Origin of the sequence: Steroidobacter agaridevorans, assembly GCF_009932555.1 — a bacterium.
Classification (GTDB): domain Bacteria; phylum Pseudomonadota; class Gammaproteobacteria; order Steroidobacterales; family Steroidobacteraceae; genus Steroidobacter; species Steroidobacter agaridevorans.
The window spans coordinates 195,548-219,625 of the sequence record NZ_BLJO01000006.1 but is presented as its reverse complement, the minus strand read 5'-3'; the positions used below and the strand labels follow the sequence as shown (position 1 = coordinate 219,625).

Annotated in this window: 20 protein-coding genes; 9 read left to right on the top strand and 11 right to left on the bottom strand. The window is 61.9% G+C overall.

Features of this window, described 5'->3' with window-relative positions; genetic code table 11:
- Positions 1 to 306 (bottom strand): VOC family protein (locus GYH35_RS21905; protein ID WP_161829505.1); only part of this gene is annotated, 306 nt, incomplete at its 3' end.
- A gap of 131 nt (positions 307 to 437) precedes the next feature.
- Here GYH35_RS21905 and GYH35_RS21900 point away from each other — a divergent pair.
- Positions 438 to 3,725: a S41 family peptidase gene (locus GYH35_RS21900; RefSeq protein WP_161829504.1), complete on the top strand. Its 3,288-nt coding sequence runs from the start codon at positions 438 to 440 to the stop codon at positions 3,723 to 3,725.
- Between the two features lie 37 nt (positions 3,726 to 3,762).
- On the opposite strand, the gene GYH35_RS21895 is transcribed toward GYH35_RS21900, so the two are convergent.
- Together GYH35_RS21895 and GYH35_RS21890 are read right to left on the bottom strand one after the other, a co-directional pair.
- Positions 3,763 to 4,278 carry a DUF1697 domain-containing protein gene (locus tag GYH35_RS21895; RefSeq protein WP_161810517.1) on the bottom strand — a complete coding sequence of 172 codons (516 nt, stop codon included), beginning with the start codon at positions 4,276 to 4,278 and terminating at the stop codon, positions 3,763 to 3,765.
- A 74-nt stretch (positions 4,279 to 4,352) separates the two neighbouring features.
- The gene (locus GYH35_RS21890; RefSeq protein ID WP_161810518.1) at positions 4,353 to 4,835 is read right to left on the bottom strand and encodes a DUF2938 domain-containing protein; all 483 of its coding nucleotides are present in this window, start codon (positions 4,833 to 4,835) and stop codon (positions 4,353 to 4,355) included.
- A 75-nt stretch (positions 4,836 to 4,910) separates the two neighbouring features.
- On the opposite strand from GYH35_RS21890, the gene GYH35_RS21885 reads away from it, so the two are divergent.
- From GYH35_RS21885 to GYH35_RS21865, 5 genes are all read left to right on the top strand, one after another.
- Positions 4,911 to 5,372, top strand: a complete 462-nt coding sequence (locus tag GYH35_RS21885) for a helix-turn-helix domain-containing protein (RefSeq protein WP_161829503.1) — start codon at positions 4,911 to 4,913, stop codon at positions 5,370 to 5,372.
- The gene (locus tag GYH35_RS21880; RefSeq protein WP_161829502.1) at positions 5,369 to 5,773 is read left to right on the top strand and encodes an Imm1 family immunity protein; all 405 of its coding nucleotides are present in this window, start codon (positions 5,369 to 5,371) and stop codon (positions 5,771 to 5,773) included. The genes GYH35_RS21885 and GYH35_RS21880 overlap by 4 nt, the downstream gene beginning before the upstream one ends.
- 87 nt (positions 5,774 to 5,860) lie before the next feature.
- Positions 5,861 to 6,199 carry a barstar family protein gene (locus GYH35_RS21875; RefSeq protein WP_161810521.1) on the top strand — a complete coding sequence of 113 codons (339 nt, stop codon included), beginning with the start codon at positions 5,861 to 5,863 and terminating at the stop codon, positions 6,197 to 6,199.
- Between the two features lie 43 nt (positions 6,200 to 6,242).
- Positions 6,243 to 6,704: a hypothetical protein gene (locus GYH35_RS21870; protein WP_161829501.1), complete on the top strand. Its 462-nt coding sequence runs from the start codon at positions 6,243 to 6,245 to the stop codon at positions 6,702 to 6,704.
- Positions 6,705 to 6,715: 11 nt separating this feature from the next.
- Positions 6,716 to 7,174 carry a hypothetical protein gene (locus tag GYH35_RS21865; protein WP_161829500.1) on the top strand — a complete coding sequence of 153 codons (459 nt, stop codon included), beginning with the start codon at positions 6,716 to 6,718 and terminating at the stop codon, positions 7,172 to 7,174.
- Positions 7,175 to 7,481: 307 nt separating this feature from the next.
- On the opposite strand, the gene GYH35_RS21855 is transcribed toward GYH35_RS21865, so the two are convergent.
- The 4 genes from GYH35_RS21855 to GYH35_RS21840 all read right to left on the bottom strand — a co-directional run bounded on the left by GYH35_RS21855 (position 7,482) and on the right by GYH35_RS21840 (position 14,849).
- Positions 7,482 to 7,709, bottom strand: coding sequence for an addiction module protein (locus GYH35_RS21855; RefSeq protein WP_161829498.1), 228 nt, complete (start codon positions 7,707 to 7,709; stop codon positions 7,482 to 7,484).
- A 182-nt stretch (positions 7,710 to 7,891) separates the two neighbouring features.
- Positions 7,892 to 9,376, bottom strand: a complete 1,485-nt coding sequence (locus tag GYH35_RS21850; protein WP_161810525.1) for a glutamate synthase subunit beta — start codon at positions 9,374 to 9,376, stop codon at positions 7,892 to 7,894.
- A 5-nt stretch (positions 9,377 to 9,381) separates the two neighbouring features.
- On the bottom strand, positions 9,382 to 14,037 hold the full coding sequence (gene gltB, locus GYH35_RS21845) for a glutamate synthase large subunit (RefSeq protein ID WP_161810526.1): 4,656 nt from the start codon (positions 14,035 to 14,037) through the stop codon (positions 9,382 to 9,384).
- A 365-nt stretch (positions 14,038 to 14,402) separates the two neighbouring features.
- The gene (locus GYH35_RS21840) at positions 14,403 to 14,849 is read right to left on the bottom strand and encodes an Rv0361 family membrane protein (protein WP_161829497.1); all 447 of its coding nucleotides are present in this window, start codon (positions 14,847 to 14,849) and stop codon (positions 14,403 to 14,405) included.
- A gap of 263 nt (positions 14,850 to 15,112) precedes the next feature.
- Here GYH35_RS21840 and GYH35_RS21835 point away from each other — a divergent pair, with 263 nt between their 5' ends.
- The gene (locus GYH35_RS21835) at positions 15,113 to 16,069 is read left to right on the top strand and encodes an SH3 domain-containing protein (RefSeq protein ID WP_161810528.1); all 957 of its coding nucleotides are present in this window, start codon (positions 15,113 to 15,115) and stop codon (positions 16,067 to 16,069) included.
- Positions 16,070 to 16,132: 63 nt separating this feature from the next.
- On the opposite strand, the gene GYH35_RS21830 is transcribed toward GYH35_RS21835, so the two are convergent.
- The 3 genes from GYH35_RS21830 to GYH35_RS21820 form a co-directional block, all read right to left on the bottom strand.
- Positions 16,133 to 16,822 (bottom strand): hypothetical protein, encoded by a 690-nt coding sequence (locus GYH35_RS21830; protein ID WP_161810529.1) that lies wholly within the window; start codon positions 16,820 to 16,822, stop codon positions 16,133 to 16,135.
- A 2-nt stretch (positions 16,823 to 16,824) separates the two neighbouring features.
- A complete protein-coding gene (locus GYH35_RS21825) occupies positions 16,825 to 17,523 on the bottom strand; it encodes a hypothetical protein (RefSeq protein ID WP_161829496.1) in 699 nt (232 codons plus the stop codon).
- A gap of 147 nt (positions 17,524 to 17,670) precedes the next feature.
- The gene (locus tag GYH35_RS21820; protein WP_161829495.1) at positions 17,671 to 19,173 is read right to left on the bottom strand and encodes a tannase/feruloyl esterase family alpha/beta hydrolase; all 1,503 of its coding nucleotides are present in this window, start codon (positions 19,171 to 19,173) and stop codon (positions 17,671 to 17,673) included.
- A 378-nt stretch (positions 19,174 to 19,551) separates the two neighbouring features.
- Between GYH35_RS21820 and GYH35_RS21815 the strand changes: the two genes are divergently transcribed.
- Together GYH35_RS21815 and GYH35_RS21810 are read left to right on the top strand one after the other, a co-directional pair.
- On the top strand, positions 19,552 to 21,792 hold the full coding sequence (locus GYH35_RS21815) for a TonB-dependent receptor (RefSeq protein WP_202624487.1): 2,241 nt from the start codon (positions 19,552 to 19,554) through the stop codon (positions 21,790 to 21,792).
- Positions 21,793 to 21,867: 75 nt separating this feature from the next.
- Positions 21,868 to 23,151, top strand: coding sequence for an MFS transporter (locus GYH35_RS21810; RefSeq protein WP_161810532.1), 1,284 nt, complete (start codon positions 21,868 to 21,870; stop codon positions 23,149 to 23,151).
- A 61-nt stretch (positions 23,152 to 23,212) separates the two neighbouring features.
- On the opposite strand, the gene GYH35_RS21805 is transcribed toward GYH35_RS21810, so the two are convergent.
- A complete protein-coding gene (locus tag GYH35_RS21805; RefSeq protein ID WP_161810533.1) occupies positions 23,213 to 24,064 on the bottom strand; it encodes a TauD/TfdA dioxygenase family protein in 852 nt (283 codons plus the stop codon).
- Positions 24,065 to 24,078 lie beyond the last annotated feature (14 nt).

The following is a 24,078-nucleotide window of genomic DNA, read 5'->3' as shown; positions in this document are numbered from 1 at the left end:
CGAGTTCCACGGGGCGTTGGTGGGCTCTTTGGTGAACACGACGCCATTCGCGCTCAGCTTGCGGTAGGCGGCGTCGACGTCATCGGAAATGATCACGAGACGAGGGATGTCCGACTTCATCTCGCCCTGCTGTGCCGTCAGCAGAATGCGAGTCTCCGCGCCGGGGATGGCCAGCTCGATCCAGCGCCAACCTTCTTTATAAGGAGCGTCCTGCGCCACGCGCAGACCGAGCTTCTCGGTGTAGAAGCTCAACGCGCGGTCCTGATCGACCACGGGCAGCTCAGCAAACTTGACGAACTTCAGCATGGCGCGCCTCCGTCGTTCACGGGCGCAGTTATATAGCTTCTGAATGTTGCAATCCAGGCGAATTCAGTCATCTTCGCTGCAGCATCCCGCTATCATCTGCGCTCGCCAAGGTGGAAGGACCTCCAACAACGATGAAACATACGAAATTGCTTGCATTGCTCGGCCTGGCAGTCGCGCCTCTGGGGTACGCGGCGGATGCGGACAATACGCGCATGCTCTCCAGCCCGGCCGTGCATGGGCAGAGCCTGGCATTCGTTTACGACAACGATATCTGGCTGAGCTCGCTCTCCGGTGGCAGCGCGCGGCGGCTGACTCAGGCGCCCGGCGAGGAATCGGCGCTGCGCTTTTCTCCGGACGGGCAATGGTTGGCGTTCAGCGCCAACTACGGTGACAACACCGATGTATACGTGATGCCGGCGCAAGGCGGAGAGGCGCGACGGCTCACCTGGCATCCGGGCCGCGATGTCGTGGTCGGATTCACGCCGAACGGCCGGGTCATGTTTTATTCCGAGCGCGGCCGGTTCGTGCCGCAGACCACACAGCTCTATTCCATCGCCGCGACGGGCGGCGGGCCCGAGCGCCTGCCCGTGCCGACCGGGACCAAGGCGGCGCTCTCGGCTGACGGCAGCACGCTCGCGTACACGCCGAGTCGCGAAGCGTTCCGGCAATGGAAGAACTATCGCGGCGGCACGCAGAGCCGCTTGTGGCTGATGAATATGAGCGACTACTCCGTGAAGGAGGTGTCCAAGCCGGCGGGCGGCAGCAACGATACGGATCCGATGTGGATCGGCGGCACGCTGTACTTCAATTCCGACCGCAACGGCGAGTTCAATCTGTTTCGCTACGACGCGGGCAGCGACGCCGCGCAGCTCACGCAGCTGAAAGACTTTCCAGTCACCGATCCGAACGGCGATGGTGCGGGCATCATCGTGTTCGAGCACGCCGGTTACCTGCATCGTCTCGACACCCGCGACAACTCGGTCCAACAGATCCGCATTTCGGCGATCTCCGATCTGATCGAAACGCGCCCGCGCCTGGCGAGCGATCCAAAGTGGATTCGTGAAGCGACGGCGTCGCCCGATCTCAAGCGCATGGCGTTCAACTATCGCGGCGAGATCGTCACGGTGCCGGCGGAGAAGGGCGATGCGCGCCAGCTGACCCGCTCGACGGGCGCGAACGATCACTCGCCGGTGTGGTCCGGCAATGGCAAACAGATCGCCTGGTTCTCCGATGAGAGCGGTGAATATGAGCTGCTGCTCGCGGACCAGGATGGCAAAGGCAAGCCGCGCCATTATCGGCTGGCGGGCGCCGGCTTTTACGACCGTCCCGTGTTCTCGCCCGATGGCGCCCGCATCGCCTATCGCGACAACAGTCAGTCGCTGTGGGTGATCGAGCTGGCCAGCGGCAAGAACATCAAGATCGCTTCCGAGCCCGTGTATACGCCGTTCCATCTGATGCGGGCCAGCTGGTCCCCGGATTCGCGCTGGCTGACGTATACGGTACAAGCAGCGGGCTTGATTCAAACCGTCAATGTCTGGTCGGTGGAGACGGGGCGCTCCATCCAGGTCACCGATGGCTTGTCCGAAATGCTCGAGCCGGTGTTCGATCCGAACGGCGAGTTCATCTACGTGCTCGCATCCACGGATGCAGGACCGCTGAAGGATTGGTTCTCGCAGATCAACATCGACAGCCCGGTGCGCTACGGGTTGTATGCGATCACGCTGCGGCAGGATGGGCCGAGCGCCGTTCCACCGCTCAGCGACGAAGTGGATCTCGAGGCGATGTCGACTGGCGCGTCGGAGTCCGAAGACAAGAAGGCCAAGGACGCCGCGAAGGACGAGAAGGGCAAGGGTGCCGGCAAACCGCCGGTGGTGCGCATCGATGCCGTGGGGATCGAGGATCGCATCGCTGCGTTACCTGTCGGTGTCGGTGCGCGTCATGACTTGCGGGTCGGTGCGAGCGGCGAGATCTATTTCATCGAAGGCTCGGGTGCGACGGCGCAGGAAGCGCTCAGCAAGCCTGGCGAGTTGAAACGCTTCACACTGGAGAAGCGGGAAACCAAAACGCTGGCCAAAGGCGTGGAGGATTTCCTGCTGTCACGCGATGGCAAGCGCATCGGCTATCGCGTCGGTCCGGATTGGTTCGTGACCGATGTCGCCGATGAGCTGCCGGCCGGCAAAGGCAAGCTCGCGCTCAACAACGTCAGTGTCGCGGTGGATCCGCGAGCCGAGTGGGCGCAGATCCTCGATGAGGCGTGGCGGATCAACCGTGACTATTTCTATGCCACCAACTATCACGGCGCGGATTGGCCAGCGATGCGTGAGAAATATCGCGCGTTCCTGCCGGATCTCGCCCGGCGCAGCGACCTCGAGCGAGTCATCGAGATGATGCTCAGCGAGCTCGCCGTGGGGCATAGCTATCAGACAGCGGGCGACGATCCTTTCAAGCCGGCGAAGGTGCCGGTGGGCCTGCTCGGCGCCGACTACAAGATCGAGCGCGATCGTTATCGTTTCAACAAGATTCTGGGCGGTTTGAACTGGAGCCCGGATCTGCGCTCGCCGTTGCGTGCGCCCGGTGTGTACGTCAAGCCCGGCGAGTATTTGCTGGCGGTCGACGGCCAGGAGTTGCGTGCGCCGACCAGCGTGTATTCGCTGTTCGAGAATCGCGTCGATCGGCAAGTCCGCATCACGGTCGGGCCGAGCGCCGATGGCAAGAATTCCCGCGATGTCGTGGTCGTGCCGATCGGCGATGAAACCTCGTTGCGCTACATGGATTGGGTGGAAGGAAACATTCGCTATGTCTCCGAGAAAACCGGCGGGCGCCTCGCCTATGTGCACGTGCCCGACACGACCACCGGCGGCCACACCATGTTCAAGCGGTATTTCTATCCACAGTCGCAGCGCGCGGGCTTGATCCTCGATGAGCGCTTCAACCGCGGCGGCCAGATTGCCGACTACTACATCGACATCATGCGTCGGCCGGTCATCGCGCACTGGAAGATGCGTTATGGCGCAGACCTGATCAGTCCGCGTGGCGCCATTCAAGGACCGAAGGTGCTGATCACCGAAGAGAACGCGGGTTCCGGCGGCGATCTGCTGCCCTGGATGTTCAAACGGTTCCAGCTCGGACCGATCGTCGGCAAGCGGACGTGGGGCGGGCTCGTTGGCATTCTCGGCTATCCGCCCCTGATGGACGGCGGCGGCGTCACCTCGCCAAACCTCGCGTTCTGGACGGAGCAGGGATACCGCGTGGAGAACGAGGGTGTCGCGCCTGATGTTGAGGTCGAGCAATGGCCGCGTGATGTCAATGCTGGCCGCGATCCTCAACTCGATCGTGCGATTCAGCTTGCGCTCGAGGCGCTGGAGAAGAATCCCGCGGCGCCGGTGCAGGCGCCGGCGTTGCCGGTGCGAGTCCGGTAGCGAACCTACGGGTTTCAGTGAAGGAGTGCGCTTTGGCTCAAGCCGCCGCGCACTTCTTCACTGTGTCCAAGGTTCGGGTCGTGATTTCCGTGCCGAACGTTTTCTCGATGAGGCGCATGAACGTCGGCGACCCCGGGTGCGGCACATAGGACGTGAGGATTTCTTGACCGCGCACAGCGAGGATCCGTGCATCGTCTAATTTGATGGGCAACGACAGCTTGGCTGTTGGAGCCGCGCGAAGAAAAGTAATTACGTGCTTCGACTTCGCCGGCAGTCGAAATTCACCGTAGGGATCGGCATCGATCAGCGCTTGCAACGCTTTGGTGGACCGCACGATGGTCATGAAGCTGCGATCCAGATGCTCCTGCATCGCCTTCTCCGCCTGCTGAGCCAGGGTCTTTTCCGACCTGGCGGCAGAGTCGAACACCACGTTGCCGCTGGCGAGCACGGTTTTGACATTCTTGAAACCGGCGCTTTCGAACGCGCGCTTCACCTCCGGCATCTTCGCATTCATCGGGCTCACGCCCCGCAGGAAGGCAACGTAACGAGGCATGATCGGCTCCGGCGTATGTTTGCAAAAGAATACGGCATCTATCGCCGGAACTCATGGCTCAGTCGCATTCGGGGTCAGCCCTGCTGGAGCACCCAGCCGGTCGCCCACAGGCCGAAGCCGAAGACCGCGTGGGTGATCAAGCTCTGAAGTCGCGCTGACCACGGCTTCGGCGTGCGCGATGCGGCTACGCCTGCGCCCATGCCTGGTTGCATCAGCAGGAATGGCGCGGCTACGGTGCCGATGCCGAACGCTAATGCGGGAATCAATGCTGGTTGGCGGAGCCATTCGGATCCTACGATCCAGATCAGCCCGGCGGCGAATGCGACGCCGGTGCCGTAGTGGACGATCCACCCGAGGGCGCGCTCTCCCGGAATCGGTGCGGCGGCTGCGATTCGGTCGTGGCGAAACGTGCCGCGTGTCATGTGGCCGATCCAGCGGCCGACCATGGCGTAATCAGCGGGTGGGATGCCGAACAGCCGCTTGCGGATCGCGCCCCAAACGTCCATGACTGCGGTGGCGCCGATGCCGGTGACGATTATTGCAAGCACGGCGTTCATGAATCGCTCCTCGCTCTTTCCAAACCTCGACTGGCTTGGCAGAGTGCCACTTCAAGTCAACTTGAGGTCAAGAGCATGGACATTGCTGAGGTCGTGCGAAGGTCCGGCGTGCCTGCCTCGACGTTGCGTTATTACGAAGAGAAGGGCCTGGTCAGTTCCATAGGCCGGCACGGGCTGCGCCGCTTGTTTGCGGCCTCCGTGCTGGAACGGCTGGCCATCATCTCAGTGGGCCGATCCGCCGGTCTGTCCCTGGACGAGATCGCGCAGATGTTCGCGCCCGATGGCAAGTTGCAGATCGACCGGAAAATGCTCGCTCTCAAGGCCGACGAGCTCGATGCAACGATCCGCAAGCTAACCTCCATGCGCGACGGCCTTCGCCACGCCGCTGCCTGCCCCGCGCCGAGCCATATGGAATGTCCCACCTTCCGCCGGCTGCTCGGCCTGGCTACCACCGAGATGAACTCGAAAGGAAAGCGAGAGGGGCGTTCGAAGAAACATCGGGTGAATCCGCCGCAGCGAACCGGGCGGCCCCGATGAACGAGCTGCGCGCACTGGTTTACACAGACGAATCCCTTCGACCTCTGGCGTCTCTCGAGTCTCTCAATAACTTACTGCGGGAGGCAGCCGCGGAAGCGCAGGCCGCGGGACGATTGAATATCATCACCTTGTACGGTCCGGATGGCGATCATCTTCTCCTCGTCGTCGGTAGTGATGAAACGGTAATGGGCTTCAATCACGGCCACGGCGGTCCGCCGTATTACGCAAGTAAAGGAGTGGTCGATGACGATGATCCCGTATTAACAGCGTATGTCGGTCTGGCGCATCACACGGAGTTTCCCCGGCGTTGGGTCATACCCATGGCCGTGGGAGAAATGGCCGCAGCGGAGTTCCTGGCCACGGGCCGGCGTCCCGCCTCGATCCCATGGGAGGAGGTGTGACTCCATTCAGGATGAATCCGATTGCATCCGATCTCGTGGGCGTCCCGAAGGATAGGGGTTGCGCTAGACTCTCGTGAGGAATCCAGCATGATCGTGACCAGCGTAAAGATCGATTGCGCGCGAATCACCGATTGGGCTTCGTTCCATTCGGTCTTCGCGGAGGCGTTCGGGTTCCCGGATTTCTATGGGAAGAACATTTCGGCGTGGATCGATTGTCTGACGTCTCTGGATGCTCCCGAGGAAGGCATGACAAAGCTCCACTGCGCTCCAGGGACGGTCATCACGCTGCAGCTGGATCATGTCCGCGAGTTCCGGCGCACTTGCCCGGAGCAATATGCCGCACTGATCGAATGCTCTGCGTTCGTCAACTGGCGCCGCAATGAGACCAAGCAGGATTCCGTGCTCGCCTTGAGCTTTCGCGACTAGCCGTTACGTAGTTATGCAACTGACCAGACGTTTGGGTTATCTATTGGCGTTGCTGGCGCCAATCGCAAGCGCCGCCGAGCTCGTTGGCTCGACCGTGCCGCCGTATCCCGCGGGCTTGATAAGCAAGTATGGTTCGTGCGTCGCGCTGAGCCTTGGCGTCAAGCGAGAATGCGATTACGCCGTCGGCATCCTCGAACGCCCGGATGGGAAGCCAGTCGTTCTGGTCGGGGAGCGCTTGGTGAAACGCGACGATCAACGGAAGGCGATCTGGATCATTACGGATACATTGCCCTATCCCACCCTTCCCGAAGGCTATCTGCTGGCGATTGCAAACTGCCGGATCGATGGCAAAGCTGACCGAACAATCATTGCCGCGGTTCGTAACGAAGATGCAGAATGGCTCGGGACAGTGCTGTGGGCACGCCGGTTCGACTTGAGCAAAGAGAAATTCATGGAGCAGTCAACGGCGGGCGTTCAGTGCCAGAACGAGGCTGCGGGCCTCTGATCCACTTCCCCATGCAATCTGAGCGCTTCCAATTCTCGGTTTCCCGCCACGTCATCTTTCTCGACGGATATTTTGACGCCGTGGGTCGGCTTCTGACGACTGATTCAGAACTCTGTGCCCTTACGGCGCGAGACGACAAAGATGCTGTGAGCTCCGATCAAGTGCTCGGAGCGGCGGTACGCGCACGAGCGGCGGTGGAAAATTGGAGCAAGGAATTCGGCTCGATCGTGGAAGACTTCCTAGGCATGGACCAGCGCGGCCGTCCGGGATTTTACCTGATCGACTATATCTGCTGGTTCAACGAATTCACCCAGGGCGCCGAGTGCTTCAAGCTCGACTGCGATCCCCTGAGCGCGGGGAGCCTCGGCCAGGCTGTCTATCTGCTGCAGCTCGAAGGGGATCAACGCGTCCTGCTCCTGTTTCAGCGAATAGACAAGGCGCGGCGCGCCGCCGCTGAGGTCACTATCTAAAGGCGAAGTCGTGGCGGAGGGCCATCGCGCGTTAAACCGGGTTGGGTCTTCTGACAGTTATCCGGGCGTTGAGGAGGTGACTTGATATGCGGGGCTGTCTTCTTGAACTCGAAGATGCCAATACTCCGGTCGGCGCGAGTGGTGCGCGACGGCGACTATAAGGATGCCCTCCGATTCGGGGCGGTAAACCACCGAGAAGGGAAAGCCGCGAACGAAAACTCGACGTGTATTTTTGGACGCAGGCGCCCCAGAGAAGGGAAATGCGAGATCTCTCGCTGCCGAGCGGGTGCGAGGAATCTCGCGCGTTTCATCGTAAGAGACGGCGCGCGTCGGCGAACACATCCTCGGCCGGGTATGCGGAGATCTCTCCGCGATCAAACCCTGCGATGCGCTGCTCGATTTCTTCTGCCCAGACTTTTTCTACAGCGGACAGCGGCGAATCGAGAGATTCGAGCAGAGAGTTGATGAGCTTCGCGCGATCCTCGGTCGACAGCGCGCGAGCTTGCTCCAGGATCTGCTTCAGGGAAGTTGGCATAGGCACCTCCACGTCCGAAGGTGGAGTCTACAGCCATTGGCGGGGGTCAGAGCCGTTAGCTCGCTTAATACCGAAATTCAGGAAAGCCCTGAGCATCGGAGCGGAAAGGTGCGAACGGTACTATCCGGGTGACCGCGAAGACAGGAGGGGATCGGAACGATCCCCTCACTTAATAACAAATCTCAGGGAAGCTCCGTCGTCCCCATCAAGTATCGATCGCACTCACGCGCCGCGCCGCGGCCTTCGTTGATGGCCCAGACGATCAAGCTCTGACCGCGACGGCAATCGCCGGCAGCGAACACGCCCTTCAAGCTAGTCGCGAACTTGCCGTGATCGGCTTTCACGTTGCTGCGGGCGTCGGTCTCGACGGCGAGGTCCTTCAGCAGCATCTGCTCGGGGCCGAGGAAGCCCATGGCGAGCAGGACGAGCTGAGCGGGATAGACCTTCTCCGTGCCGGGCACTTCGACAGGAACGAACGCGCCCTTGTCGTTCTTCTGCCAAGCGATCTGCACCGTGACCACTTCCTTCACCGCGCCGTTCGCATCGACGCCGAAGCGCTTCACGGTCGTGAGATACGTGCGCGGATCGGCGCCGAATTTGGCGGCGGCTTCTTCCTGGCCGTAGTCCATCTTGTAGACCTTGGGCCATTCCGGCCAGGGGTTGTCATCAGCGCGATCCATGGGCGGCTGCGCCATGATTTCGATTTGAGTGACGGACTTGCAGCCCTGGCGCACGGCTGTGCCGACGCAGTCGGTGCCGGTGTCGCCGCCGCCGATCACGATCACGTCTTTGCCGCGAGCGTGGATCGGAGCGTGGTCGGCGCCGCCGTTCAACAGCGCTTGAGTGCTGCCGGTGAGATATTCCATGGCGAAGTGCACGCCCTTGGAAGAGCGGCCGTCGACAGGAAGATCGCGAGGCTGCGTGGCGCCGGTAGCAATCACGATGGCGTCGAAGTCCTTACGCAGCAACTGCGGCTCGACGTTGTCGCCGACGTTCGCGTTGCAGATGAACTTGATGCCTTCCTGCTCCATCAACTTCAAACGACGCTCGACGACTTCTTTCTTGTCGAGCTTCATGTTCGGAATGCCGTACATCAGCAGACCGCCCGGGCGATCGGCGCGCTCGAGCACAGTCACGTTGTGACCGGCCTTGTTCAACTGAGCCGCAGCGGCGAGACCGGCAGGGCCGGAGCCGATGACAGCGACGCGCTTACCGGTGCGAGTCTTCGGTGGCTCGGGCAGCACCCAGCCTTCTTCCCAACCCCGATCGACGATCGCGTTCTCGATCGTCTTGATCGTGACGGGAGGATTGTTGATGCCGAGCACGCACGAGCCCTCGCACGGCGCCGGGCACACGCGGCCGGTGAACTCGGGGAAGTTGTTGGTCATGTGCAGGCGGTCGAGCGCTTCGCGCCACAGCCCGCGATAGACCAGGTCGTTCCATTCCGGAATCACATTGTTCACCGGACAGCCCGAGGCCATGCCGCTGATCAATTTGCCGGTGTGACAGAACGGTACGCCGCAATCCATGCAGCGAGCGGCTTGATGGCGCAGCCGCTTGTCTTCCATGTGGTGATGGAATTCCTTCCAGTCCTTGACGCGTTCCTGAGGCGTCCGATCGACCGGCAGCTCGCGGAGATATTCGATGAATCCTGTTGGCTTACCCATAATTCTCAGTTACCTCCCACCCGCGCCGTGTCCTTGGCGTTCTCTTCGAACGCGACCATGATCGCGTCGTCGCCGGTGAGGCCTTGTTCGTGGGCGCGGGCGATACAAGCCAGCATGCGCTTGTAGTCGCGCGGCAGCACGCGAACGAATTTCTTCACCATGTCATTCCAGTTATCGAGCACCTGTCGCGCGCGAGCGCTCTTGGTGTAGCCGTAGTGGCGCTCGATCATCGCACCGACCGCGGCAATTTCTTCCGGCTCTTCCAGCGGACCAACATCGACCATCTCTTTGTTGACCTTGGTGTGGAAGTCGCCGTGCTCGTCGAGCACGTACGCGACACCACCGGACATGCCGGCGCCGAAGTTGCGGCCGGCGGGTCCGAGCACGATCACACGACCGCCGGTCATGTACTCGCAGCCGTGATCGCCGACAGCTTCGACAACGGCGTGCACGCCGCTGTTACGGACGCAGAAGCGCTCGCCGGCCATGCCGCCGATGTACGCCTCGCCGCTGGTCGCGCCGTACAGCGCAACGTTGCCGATGATGATGTTCTCGTAAGAAACAAACGTCGAACCGGCCGGCGGGAACAGAATCAGCTTGCCGCCCGAGAGGCCCTTGCCGAGATAGTCGTTGGCGTCGCCTTCCAGGAAGAAGGTCATGCCACGCGGCAGGAACGCGCCGAAGCTTTGACCCGCCGATCCCTTGAAGCGGATCTGGATCTTGTCTTCGGGCAGGCCGGCCGAGCCGTGCTTGCGAGTGATCTCGCTGCCGGTGATGGTGCCAACCACGCGATTCACGTTGCGGATCGGCAGCTCGGCGACGACCTTCTCGCCACGCTCGATTGCAGGCTTGCAGAGCTCCAGCAACTTGGTGAGGTCGAGCGACTTCTCCAGGCCGTGATCCTGCTCCATCTGTTTGAAGCGCGGCGTACCGTCGCTCGAGTCCGGCTGATACAGCAGGTTGCTGAAGTCCAGACCGCGCGCCTTCCAGTGATTCACGGCCTTGCGCGGCTCGAGGCGATCGACACGGCCGATCATCTCGTCGACGCTGCGGAAGCCGAGCTGCGCCATGAGCTCGCGCATCTCCATGGCGATGAAGCGCATGAAATTGACGACGTGCTCCGGCTTGCCCGCGAACTTCTCGCGCAGGCGCGGATCCTGAGTCGCGATGCCGGCAGGGCAGGTGTTCAAGTGACAGACGCGCATCATGATGCAGCCCGTCGCCACCAGCGGCGCGGTCGCGAAGCCGAACTCTTCGGCGCCGAGTAGGGCGGCGACGATAACGTCACGGCCCGTCTTCAGCTGACCGTCGGTTTCGACAGCGATGCGGCTGCGCAGGTTGTTCATCACCAGCGTCTGGTGAGTCTCGGCGAGGCCGAGCTCCCACGGCAGACCGGCGTGAGCAAGCGATGTTTGCGGAGACGCACCCGTGCCGCCGTCGTGACCGCTGACCAGCACTACGTCGGCATGCGCCTTGGCGACGCCCGCGGCGACCGTGCCGACGCCCACTTCGGCCACCAGCTTGACGCTGATGCGAGCGTGACGGTTCGCGTTCTTCAGGTCATGAATCAGCTCGGCGAGATCTTCGATCGAGTAGATGTCATGGTGCGGCGGCGGCGAAATCAAACCGACGCCTGCGGTGGTGTGACGAGTCTTCGCGATCCACGGATACACCTTGGTGCCGGGCAGCTGACCGCCTTCACCGGGCTTCGCGCCCTGCGCCATCTTGATCTGGATCTCGTTGGCGCTGACCAGATATTCGCTGGTGACGCCGAAGCGGCCCGAGGCAACCTGCTTGATCGCCGAGTTCTTGGAATCGCCATTCGGCATCGGCTTGAAGCGCGCCGGATCCTCGCCGCCTTCGCCGGTGTTGCTCTTGCCACCGATACGATTCATGGCGATCGCCAGCGTCTCGTGCGCTTCCGAGCTGATCGAGCCGTACGACATCGCGCCCGTCTTGAAGCGCTTCATGATGTTCTCGATCGGCTCGACTTCGTCCAGCGGCACGGCGTCGCCGAGCTTGAAGTCCAGCAGGCCGCGCAGCGTGCAGAGATTGGTCGACTGCTCGTTGACCAGCTTCGAGTATTCCTTGAACTGGTTGAAGTTGCCGTTGCGCACGGACTTCTGCAGCCGATGGATCGACTCGGGGTTGAACAGGTGATATTCGCCGTCCGCGCGCCACTGATACTGGCCGCCGACCGGCAGCGTGTGACGATCGGTGGGACGCTCGGGGAACGCGGCGCGGTGACGCACCAGCACTTCCTGCGCGATCACATCCATGCCGATGCCGCCGACGCGCGATGCGGTCCAGGTGAAGTACTCGTCGATCACGTCCTGACGCAAACCGACCGCTTCGAACACCTGAGCGCCGCGATAGCTCTGGATGGCCGAGATGCCCATCTTCGCCATCACCTTGATGATGCCCTTGGTCGCGGCCTTCACCAGGTTCTTGCAGGCGCTCTTGTGATCGATGCCGGTGATGCGCTCGTCGCGGATCATGCCGTCGATGGTTTCGAACGCGACGTAAGGATTGATCGCGCTGACGCCGTAGCCGATCAGCAGCGCAAAGTGATGAACTTCGCGCGCTTCACCAGTCTCGATCACGAGGCTGACGCGCGTGCGCAGACCTTCGCGAATCAAGTAGTGATGCAGGCCGGCGACCGCGAGCAGCGCCGGAATGGGCGCGAACTCCTTGTTCACACCGCGATCGCTGAGGATGAGGACGTTCACTTCCTCTTCCTCGATCATGCGGCGGGCCATCAGCCGGATTTCTTCCATCGACTTCACCAGGCCTTTCTCGCCGCGGGTCACGCGGAACAGGCTCGGCAGCACGCCGACGCGCAGTCCCGGCAAATCCATCCGGCGGACCTTGGCGAATTCCTCGTTCGTGAGAATCGGCCACTTCACTTCCAGACGACGGCAGTCCGCTGGCTGCGGGTTCAGCAGGTTGCCTTCCGAGCCCAGGCGCGTTTCCGCGGAAGTGATGATCTCTTCGCGAATGCTATCGATGGGCGGATTGGTGACTTGCGCGAACAGCTGCTTGAAATAGTCGTACAGCAGGCGCGGCTTGTTCGACAGCACCGCGAGCGGCGTGTCGTTGCCCATGGAGCCGACTGCCTCGACGCCGTTCTGCGCCATCGGCGTCAGGATCATGCGCTCGTCTTCGAACGTGTAGCCGAACGCGATCTGACGTTGCAGCAGCGTGTCGTGATCGGGCGCCGGCACTTCGGGTGCGGTCGGCAGATCGTTGATGTGCACCAGGTGATCGTTCAGCCACTGCCGATACGGACGCTCGGTGGTGATGGCCTTCTTGATCTCTTCGTCGTCGACGATGCGACCCTGCTCGGTGTCGACCAGGAACATGCGACCAGGCTGCAAACGACCCTTCTCCAGCACGTTCTCCGGCGCGATATCGAGCACGCCCGCTTCGGAAGCCATCACGACCAGGCCATCCTTCGTCACGTAGTAGCGCGAAGGACGCAGACCGTTGCGGTCGAGCACGGCGCCGATCTGCTTGCCGTCGGTGAAGGCGATCGCGGCCGGGCCGTCCCACGGCTCCATCAACGACGAGTGATACTGATAGAACGCCCGCTTGTTGTCGTCCATGGTCTGATGATTCGACCAGGGCTCGGGAATCATCATCATCATGGCGTGCGGCAGCGAGCGGCCGGCCAGCACCAGCAGCTCGAGCGTGTTGTCGAACATCGCCGAGTCGCTGCCGTTCGGATTGATGATCGGCAGGATCTGCGGCATGTCCTCGCCGAACACTTCGGAGTGGAACAGCGCTTCGCGCGCATGCATCCAGTTCGCGTTGCCACGCACGGTGTTGATCTCACCGTTGTGCGCGACGTAACGATACGGGTGGGCGCGATCCCAGCTCGGGAACGTGTTGGTGCTGAACCGCGAGTGCACCAGCGCGATCGCCGTTTCCATGGTCGGATCCTGCAGATCCGGGAAGTAGGGACCGAGCTGCTCGGTCAGCAGCATGCCCTTATAAACGAGGGTCTTATGAGACAGGCTGGCGACGTACCAGACCGCCGCGCCTTCCATCGTCGACGCGCGGATCTCGCTGTAAGCGCGCTTGCGGATCACATACAACTTGCGCTCGAACGCCAGCGCGTCCGGCAGCGCCGGATTGCGGCCGACGAACACCTGCCGCATATACGGCTCGCACGATTTCGCCGTGTCGCCGAGCGAGGAGTTGTTGGTCGGGACCGTGCGCCAGCCGAGGACCGTCTGACCTTCGGACTGCACGATCTGCTCGAAGCGCTCTTCGATGCGCCGACGCAGCGTCGGATTGCGCGGCAGGAACACGATGCCGCAGCCGTAATGCTCGGGCTCGGGCAATTCAATACGCGACTTCTTCGCCGCCGCCACCAGGAACTGGTGCGGCATCTGGAGCAGCACGCCCGCGCCGTCGCCGGTATTGGTCTCGGCTCCGCAGGCGCCACGGTGATCCAGATTGGTCAGGACCTGCAGGCCCTGTTGCAGAATCTTGTGCGATTTTCGGCCTTTAATATCTACGACAAAGCCGACGCCGCACGCGTCGTGCTCGTAAGCGGGATCGTAAAGACCCTGCTTTTCTGGACGGGTGGTTCGCCCCTTCAGGGCGACCTCGTTCGCGGCCTCTTCCTTGGAGGCCCGTTCAGTGCCGTTAGTCATATTGGCCTACCGTTACCATCATCGGGAAATTCGGTCTGGCCGGGACAATCGCTGCGAGCGACAGGCATGGCCAGGGCCGCGCAGCGACTCGTCTCGGCAGGGGCAGCGGTGGTGACTGCATCCCAGGAGGCGGCTCGGCGCGGGACCGTCGCCGCGGCGCGCGGCGTCCGATCTGCGGTGCTGACACCGCGATCACGGTCTAACTCATTGATTCAGTAGGGTTGATTCGCGAAGGTCGGCGCAGCGCAAGGCCGGCCAGGGCCTCGACGCGGACAAGCGCGTTGAATACAACCCGAAGGAATGGCAGTCATATTACAGAGGTCGGTCCCTGCGTCAATGCGCCACGAAAGACAAGACCCTAGCCATTATTTCCGCATGACCTCCAAGAAGGTCACTTTCCACTCACCGTCCTCGCGGCGTAGGGCGATTTTGAAGGTGCGCAGTTCGCCGGCGAGGTCCCATTCATCCGCGGCATCGCGGCCCATCATGCCGACCAGCACCTGGGCTCTGGCCTCGTCGTCGGTCGGGAAAATCAGTTCCTCGATGCGAGTCAGCAGATGAATGGATTGGTTGGCGATGAAATAGCCGCGCGCATAGCGCGCCGCTTCTTCAGCGCCCATGCCATTGGCGTCTCGATAATCGTCGGACAGATGCGCCTTCAGGCCGCCAACGTCGCGGTCCTCGGCGGCTTGTTCCATTTGTTCGATGACGGTTCGCACCTGCTGCTCGGGCGAGTCCTTGTCGCCGCAGGCGCCGAGGGTCGCGAATGTCAGGCAGACCAGGGATCGATGAACGATTCGATGGAGTGGCATGCGCGCCCGGCAATGTACGTTAGTTGCATTTACCAGCTGGGAAGTTGGCTGGAATGATGCGCGGACTATGGCGGACCGCCACCTACCGGGCAACGAGCACGGCCAGCGGGACAGAGTGGGAGCTGTCCGCTTGACCGTCTTGCGGGCTGCGTGCTCAGATCCCGGGCGGTAGCGACCGGCGGCCCAAACTGGCTTTAAATCAAGTATTTCGCACCGTCGGCGCGGCCCGAGCGCCTGCTTGCTCATCTCGTTGGGAGAAAGTTATGAACTCCGTATCGGTACGCGCTGCTGTCGCCACCGCGTTGTCATTGCTGGGATTGCCACTCGTCGCAAGCGCGCAGGATGGCGTCGAGCATTGTGACAAGCCCATGGGTGCGCTCGCTGTGGTCGAGCCGCAGGATTATGTGGCGCAGTCGTTGTCCCGTTACGGCCTGCAGTCGCCCACCGGCCTGATCCGCATGATGGTTCAGCAGTCGAACTGCTTCATCGTCGTGGAGCGCGGCATCGGCATGCAGAACATGATGCAAGAACGCGCGCTGCAGGAGTCGGGTGAATTGCGTCAGGGCTCGAACATGGGCGGCGGCCAGATGGTCAGCGCCGATTTCGTGCTCACGCCGGCCGTTGTGTTTTCTGAAAACGATGCCGGCGGTGTCGGTGGCGCGCTCGGCGGCCTGCTCCCTGGCTCCAAGGGTCGCGTGCTCGGCGCTGTCGCCGGCGGTTTGAAGTTCAAAGAAGCACAGACCAGCATGCTCGTGACCGATGCGCGTTCCGGCGTTCAGGTCGCTTCCGCCGAAGGCAACTCCAAGAAGGCGGACCTCAAGCTGGGCACGGCTTTGTTCGGCAGCAGCGCTGCCGGCGCGCTCGGCGGTTACACCAAGACCAACGAAGGCAAAGTGATCGCGGCCAGCCTCGCGGACAACTACAACAACATCGTGCGCTCGGTTCGTAATCAGCCGAGTCTGCAGCGCGATGTCGGCACACTCGCCGAAGAGGCGGCCAAGAAGACCAAGGGCGGCGCCGTGTACAACGAAGGCGACACCGTCGTGCCGAAGCTCGGCAATCTGAAGGTGTACTCGTCGCCCAGCGAATCGTCGCAGCCGGTCGCGACCCTGTCGAAGGGCGAAGAGATGATCTTCATGGGCGAAGAAAAAGACGGCTACCTGAAGATCGAATCCAGCAACGGCGGCGGCTGGGTGAAGAAGATTTTGGTGACGCGTTAATCGACGGACGCGCGACGGAGCAGAGCCGGGCGGGATGAAAGTCTCGCCCGGCTTTTTTATTGGCTAACTGATCGGCTCCCACGCTGCCAGTGCCGCTTCCAGCGGGTTTTCGTCGAGACCGCGCTCGATGACGAATCGTCGGGTCGCCGACAAGTGTTTCAGAAGGGCGTACACGGCGTCGCGTTGAGCGGGCGAGCACCACGCCAGAAAACGATTGCTGCCGCCGTCATACGAAAGATGAGATAGCAGTTGGCTGCCATACCAGCCGTAGCCACTCCAAACGTCGGGAAGCAAGGCGAAGCGCGCCAGCGCAGGAAACAAATAAGCGATGCCTTCCTCGCTCGAGAAGGTAACGGGATCCCAGCCGGCAGTGCCCAGGTCTTCACGGCACAATGTTTCGCGAGTTTTCGATCGCAAGGTCTGGTCGTGGTGCTTGCATTCGGAGCAGTGACTGAAATCCGTGAAGTGCTTGGGCTTGGCGATGTTGGCAAAAGCCAGGTCGATGTCTCGAAGCACTTGCTCATCGGCCTCGGCGGACCGCCACGCATACAGGCAGTTGAGCAGATGATCCACCCACGCACGCGCCTCCGGCTCCGAACATTGCGCGAAATGCCTCAGCTCGGCGGCCGCGATCGTTCTGGACCCGGCGGCAATCGCTTTGACGATGGCCTGAAATTGTTCGTCGTTGACGTCGAAGCGCGGCGCCAAGGCGCCGCAATGCCGGCAGGGAAGTACAACGGCTGGCGACGTCATGCTCATGCGTCCGAACAGGAGAAGGCGATCAGGCCCGGATATTTCAACCACACTTTCACATATACCGCCAGGTTGTATGCAAACACCGCCGCGGCGGCAATCGACAGCAGCCTGCGATCGAACCGACGAGCGAGCATTGCCAGTACTGCGCCGGCAAGCGCGAGCAAGATACTCAGCTTGAAAATAGTCCCTTTGCCGGCCGTCAAGATGAACATCAGCGAGATCTGCAGGGCGAACATTCCTGCGAAGGCAATGCTCACCCAGGGCTTCTGGTCGCTGTAGAAGGCGTCCAGCCAGGAGGAGGGCGGCACATTCTGGAGTGCCCGGAACACGAGCATGAACAGCAGCGGCGCCGTTGCAATCGTCAGCCATGACCAACCGAGCGGCTCGCATGCGCTCGACATCAGGGTGGGAGCCATGGCGGCCCCGCCCAGCAACAGGCAGTCGAACGCCGACAAACGATTTCTGGTGAGTTTGAGAGGCACGACGCAGATCAGGGCGGTCAGCAGCTGCAGGAGTATTGTCTCTCCAATGGCCACCGCAGTCCCGCTGCCGATGGAGCGCACCAGTGCTACCACGATCTCCCTGGATATCAGCTGCACCCGTGTCAGCAGCACGAGGAGGATCGACAGCGCCAGAGCGCCGATCGCCAACGTGTACAGCTTCCGTTCTGTTTCAAGATACATCGGAGCCAATTCCATGCCGTCGATTGGCCGACGTGACGATATATTACAACTGCACGTTTGCTGCGCAAGTAACAGGTAGCGCAGCGCTCGACGCGCTAAGAAAACTCCGCGTGATGCTGGGCGCGTGCGAAGCCCGCACGCGCCCAGGTTTCTGAACAATCGTTACTTCGGCGCCCGCGCCCAATCCAACCGATCGTCCGGTTCCTGCTTCGGCGACGCTTTGACCCAGTTCGCTTCGCTATTCACATCGCCCTTGCCTGTGTACTTCGCATAGGCCGGATACGGGAACAGCGGGCGAGTGCGGACCACACCTTGCGGGCCGCTTTGAGTGGCCACAACGCGCTCCGGCGCCTGGCCTTGCTCGACCCACTTCACCAACTCGGGCAACAGCTCGAACGTGTTAGGAGCATTGCCGCCGCGGCAATGGAACATTCCGGGCACCATGAACACGCGGAACCAGTCGCGCACTTTCTCACCGCCGCCCTGACGTGAAGTCACTTGGGCGTAATAGTCGAGCAGGGCCATCGGTGAGACGCCGGCGTCGGCCCAGCCGTGATAGACGATGAGCTTGCCGCCGCGTTGTTCGAATTCGCGCAGATCGGGTGCTTGGTGAGGCGCGACGGGATCGTACAAAGCCGCCATCTCTTCGGTCTTCTCAACGTCGGTGTCGAAGTTGAAAGTGCGATAGTTGTAGTCGGCCGGCGGATTCGTCGGGAACGCGAGATAACGCAAATAGCCTTCCGCGAGCGAACGACGGCCAGCGCCGCTCCAGGAAAGCTCGCTGCCGTAAGGCGTCGCGCCCGGCATCAACTTCTCACCCTTGCTGTTGACCGGTCCACTGTAGAGCGCTTTCGCCGCAGCGACCTGCTCGGCCGTCAAGCAATCCGGCCCATCGTCTTTCTTGCACTGAAGCTTGGCGGGGTCGAAGGTGCACGCACGCGGATCGGTGAGGATGCCGTCGACGAGGCCGTCGAGCTTGTCACACGATTTCATGACACCCGCGTTCAGCACGGCGAGCTTGGCGGGCGTAAAAACTTCGGAGCCGTCGTCGCGCAACAGCTTCTGTGCATCCCAGTTGTTCGCGATCGCACCGAGGCGGCCGGGAAATGCGGGATCGCCCGCAATGATGCCGTCGAAGTCGCCGGGGTAGCGTTGTGCTTCGGAAAGTCCCTCTCTACCGCCGGTCGAACAGCCGCGAAAATACGAGCGCGCTGGTCTCTTACCGTAGTAACGTTCGGCCAGTGCCTTACCGGCAACGGACATCAAATGCGTGGAACGGCCAGCGTAGTCTTCGCGGAGCGTGGGATCGCTCCCCCAGACAGGATCCTTGATGACCAGTCCGACGTGACCCATGTTGTGAGCGGCGACGACGAAGTTGTCCGCCAGCGCATCGGCGCAGTTGTTGATGCCGATGACGCCGCAGAAGCCGCCGCAACCCGTCTGAAAATAACGGCCGTTCCAGCTCTTGCTCGGCAAGCGCATTTCAAACTGAATCTGCGGCTGAATGACGCCGTTGACGGCGCAATATTCGGCGGCGCCATCCTTCGCCGGAACCAGCTTTGCCGAAAGCACCGAGAGCGGCGCTTCGAAGGTGTTCTTGAAATCCTCCTCGACCAGGCGCTCGCAGGCCATCGCGCCGCCGATCTGAGTGTCGATCGTTGCCATGACGGGCGAGCTCTGCGACGCGTGTGCGCCACTACTTGCCGCAAGGAACGCTACAAAGAATACGAAATTGGCACCAAGGGCCTTTGTGGTGAACTGCACGGGCTCTCCTATCGTCTCGGCGGGTTAAGAATCTCTTCCCTCAGGTCGCTTCGTGCAAAGACGGTGCATGAACTGTGCGCCACTGCACCAACTTTGCCGCGATTCCGACGCGAGTCAGGCTTGAATTGTCATCGCCAGGCTCTCTATGATCGTAATACATCATACAAAAATACCATCGTATCGTCGGTTCAAATGGTGGTATGCAAGTTGCAGTGCGAAAGGTTTCTGGGGTGTGGGGAGCGCGACGCGGTTCGCGTCGCTTAACTGTGAGGAGCTTGCATGAGAGTCAACATTAACCGGCACGGTGGTCGGGTCGCCGTCCGGATCGGCCAGGCCGTCGCGCTGGCGGCGACCGCCATGGTCACTGTCGCCAACGCGCAGGAGTTGGTCGTCGAGGAGATCATCGTTACCGCGACCAAGCGCGAAACGACGATGAAGGACACCCCCGCGGCCATTGCCGCCGTGAGCGGCGATGCCATTCGCGAGAGCCAGGCGTTCTCGCTGGAGAGCTTTACGCGCTTGGATCCGTCCATCCAGGTCAACAACCGCGGCGTGGGTGACAACCAGATCATCGTCCGCGGCATTTCCTCGTCGGGCAAGCCCACCGTCGGCTTGTACTTCGACGAAGCGGTCATCACCGGCCTCGGCCTCGATGGCGGCAGCGACAATCAGCCGAACATCCAGCTGCACGACATGCAGCGCGTGGAAGTCCTGAAGGGTCCGCAGGGCACCTTGTTCGGCGCCGGTTCCATGAGCGGCACGGTGCGCTTCATCACCAACAAGCCGGATCTGTCGAAGTCCGAGTTCGGCTTCAGCGGCTCGGCCGCCTCGGTGAAGGACGGCAACGAGCTGTATCAGGGCGAGTTCATGGCGAACGTCCCGCTGATCCAGGACAAGCTCGGTGCGCGCGCCGTGGTGTGGGGCGATTCCGGCGGCGGCTACATCGATCAGACCAGCTCGGCGGGTGCCAAGGAAAACGTCAACGACCAGGGCATCTGGGGCGGACGATTGATCCTGGCCTCGCAGCTCACCGACGCGTTGAAGATCACCGCGACCGGCCTGTACCAGGAGACCGAGGCGGACGGCTCGCAATACTTCGAGTTCGGCCAGCCCGACTATCAGAATATTTCGCCGACGCTCGAGCCGTTCGAAGACGAGACCCAGCTGTTCAGCCTGGTGGCGGATTACACCACCGACTTCGGCACCTTCACCGCGACCAGTTCGTACATGGATCGCGAGCTGTTTTTCTCGCGCGACAGTACGCCGACCGCGCGCTTCTTCGGCTTGCCGTTCGATCTCGCGTATCACCAGGGCCAGGAGATTTCCAACTGGTCCTCGGAAGTGCGCTTCGCGTCGTCGTTTGACGGCCCGTTCCAGGTCGTCGCCGGCGCGTTCTATGCGGAGCTCGAGTCCGAGGTCACGAACGCCGCGTTGTTCGTGTTCGACGATAGCGGCGTCGCGCCCTGCAAGTTCCATGAGGATTGCGTATCCAACGGCTTCGCCGGCAACGACATCAATTCGGGCTACAGCAACACCAACATCGATCAGCTCGCGCTGTTCACCGAAGTCGAGTACAAGTTCGCCGAGCAATGGACCGGCACCGTCGGCATCCGCTACTACGACGCGGATATCTTCGAGGGCAAGATCGAGACGCAGGAACTGGCTCGCCCGCCGCAGACCGTGGATCGCGTGTTGCTCGACGAGACCATCAGCGAAGACGAGCTCAGCTACAACTTCGCACTGGCGTATGCGGCCACGGACGACACCACGTTTTATGCTCGCATCGCTTCGGGCTTCCGTCCTGGCGGCGTGAACGATTGGCGTTCGGCGGCATCTCGCGGCGTCAGCGTGCCGGCGCAGTACGGTTCCGACACGCTGTGGAACTACGAACTGGGCGTGAAGAGCTACATGTTCGATCGCGCGCTGTACACCGAGCTGTCGGTGTATCGCATCGACTGGTCGGATCAGCAGATTTCCCTGCAGGATCCGAACGCCATCTTCGCGTTCATCGGCAACGCCGGTAAGAGCTACGTGAACGGTCTGGAGTTGCAGGTCAATGCGCAGCCCACCGACAGCTTGACCCTGAACATCGGTGCGACGTACACCGATTCGCGCCTGTCGGAAGACATGCCGGTCCCGCCAGATCCCACGACGCCATACGGCCGCGAGGGCGATCGCATTCCGTACAGCCCGAAATGGTCGATGGCGGGCTCCGCTCAGTACGAGATTCCGTTCTCGTCCGATCTCACGGGCTACGCCAACGCCAACTTCAATTATCGAAGCGTGTCGTACACGGCGTTCAACAGCTCGTTCGGCCCGACCAACTATCAGGCGCTGGAAGACTACTTCATGATGGGAGTGCGTTTCGGCGTGCGCTTCGGCGCTTGGGATACCAGCATCTTCGTCGACAATGTCACCGACGAAGTGCCGGATCTGGGTCTGCGCGTGACTGGCGACGGCTTCCGCGTCTATACCGCGCGTCCGATGACCGCGGGTGTACGCGTGTCGACCCGCTTCTAAGCAACTCGGCAAAGTGCGGCGGCCGCTCCCTGGTGGGGCGGCCGCTTTTTGTTTATCAATCGATCCCGATCCTCCATGGCTGAAGCGCAGTCCCTTTCCAAAGCTCCGCCCCAACCGATGTTCGTGCGGGGCTGGGTCACCGTCGTGGTGTGCCTGCTCGGCATCTCCACCGGGCCGGCCGCGTTCGGGTTGTCCTCGTTGTTTCTGTTGGGCGGCCCGATCGGGGAAGAGTTCGGCTGGAGCCGCACGGCGATCAGCGCCGCCGTGTCGGTGATGATGTTATGCACGGCGGTCTCGCTGCCGTTCATGGGACGGCTCGTCGATCGCTTCGGCGTGAAGCGGGTGCTGGTGCCGTCGATCGTCGTCTTCGGTCTTTGTTTCCTCGCCGCCTCGATGATCGGCAACTACTGGCAGTTCATCGCGCTGTACGTGGCGATGGGCACGATCGCCGTGGGCACGAACAGCGTGCCCTACATGCGCGTGCTGACATCGTGGTTCGATCGTCGGCGCGGGCTCGCAATCGGCATCGCCGGCAGCGGCACCGGTCTGGGATTCGGTTACGTTCCGCTGGTGACGCAGGAATTCGTATCGCACTTCGGCTGGCGGGGCGGGTATTTCGGTCTCGGCTTGATCATGTTGTTGTTCACGCTGCCGATGGTTGTGTTCCTGCTCCATGAGAAGCCGCAGTCGCTGGGCTTGCATCCTGACGGTGCGGCGTCCGATGCGCCGGCGGATCAGCAGCCCGTTGCGAGCGGCGACACGCTGGCTGAAGCGATGGCTCGCCGTGACTTCTGGAGTTTGATCACGATCTTCTCGGGCCTGGCGTTCGTGCTGTACGGGCTGATCCCGCACATGGTGCCGATGCTTCAGGATCGCGGTGTGCCGGAGAGTCTCGCCGCGGGTCTGGCGTCGGCGTTTGGTTGGTCCGCCTTCGGCGGGCGACTGCTGATCGGTTTCCTGGTCGATCGTTATGACGCCCGGCGCATCGCCTTCGTGTTCTTCTCATTGTCGGCGATCGGTCTGGGACTGTTGTCCGCGCCGTTGCCGATCTGGGCATTCGTCGTCGCGGCCATCATGCTCGGCCTGAGCTTGGGCGCGGAGGTCGACATGCTCGCGTATCTCACCAGCCGCTACTTCGGCTTGAAGAACTTCGCGCAGATCTTCGGGGCGATGTTCTCGGCAGTGATGGTTGCAATGAGCCTGAGCCCGGTGGCCTTCGGCGCCGTGTTCGACTACACGGGCTCATACAAAGCCATCCTCGCGTTGGGCGTGCCGCTGTGTGTGCTGGCGATCGTGCTGGTGCTGATGTTACGTCCGTACGGCGAGCGCGCTCGCGGCGGGCCGATCTCGGTCACCTGAAGAATAAAAAAAGCCCGAGGTCCGCAGACCTCGGGCTAGCCTCATTAACCTTTTCCCAGCCTCAGGCGGATTCTTTCGGACCGCCCTTGTCCGCGATCTGCACGCGGAAGCCCGAGCGCAGCTGCGGGTAGTAATCCCAGATCGCCAGGTGCTGCGTGCAGCGGTTATCCCAGAACGCCACCGAATGCGGCTCCCAACGGAAGCGCACCTGGAAGTACGCGTTCTCGCAGTGATGGAACAGGAACTGCAGGATCGCCGCGCTCTCCGCGTCGGGCACTTCGTTGATGCGCGCAGTGAAGCCCTTGTTCACGAACAGCACTTTGCGGCCCGTCACCGGATGGGTGCGAATGACCGGATGCACCGCGACCGGGAATTTGCCATCGGGATTGAAGCGACCGAAGGCGAGCTTGCCGTCATGCGTCGCGGTGAGGCCTTCGAGATAGGCCTTCATGCGATCCGACAAAGCTTCGTACGCGGCATACATGCTCGCGAACACGGTGTCGCCGCCCATCGTCGGCAGCGTGTGCAAATAGAGAATGCTGCCCATCGGCGGAATCGTCGCGCACGACATGTCGGTGTGCCACTCCTCGCCGGCAACGTGCTTCGAATTCGCATCCGCCTGCAGTTTGCGCACTTCCGGATGATCCGGCAGGCCCTGCAGCGCGTGGATCTGCAGCTCGCCGAAATACTGGCCGACGCGCTTCAACGACGGCGGATCGAGCGACTGGTTGCGGAAGAAAATCACCTGATGATCGGCGATGGCCGCATTCAGGTCGGCGATCTGCTGCTCGCTCAGCGGCTTGCTCAGATCGATGCCCGAGATGACGGCGCCGATGGTCGGCGTCAGCCGGTCGGCGGTGATGGTCTGGTAGCTCTGGCTGGGCGGAACTGCTGGCTTCGGATTGGCGGCCATAAACGTCTCGATCA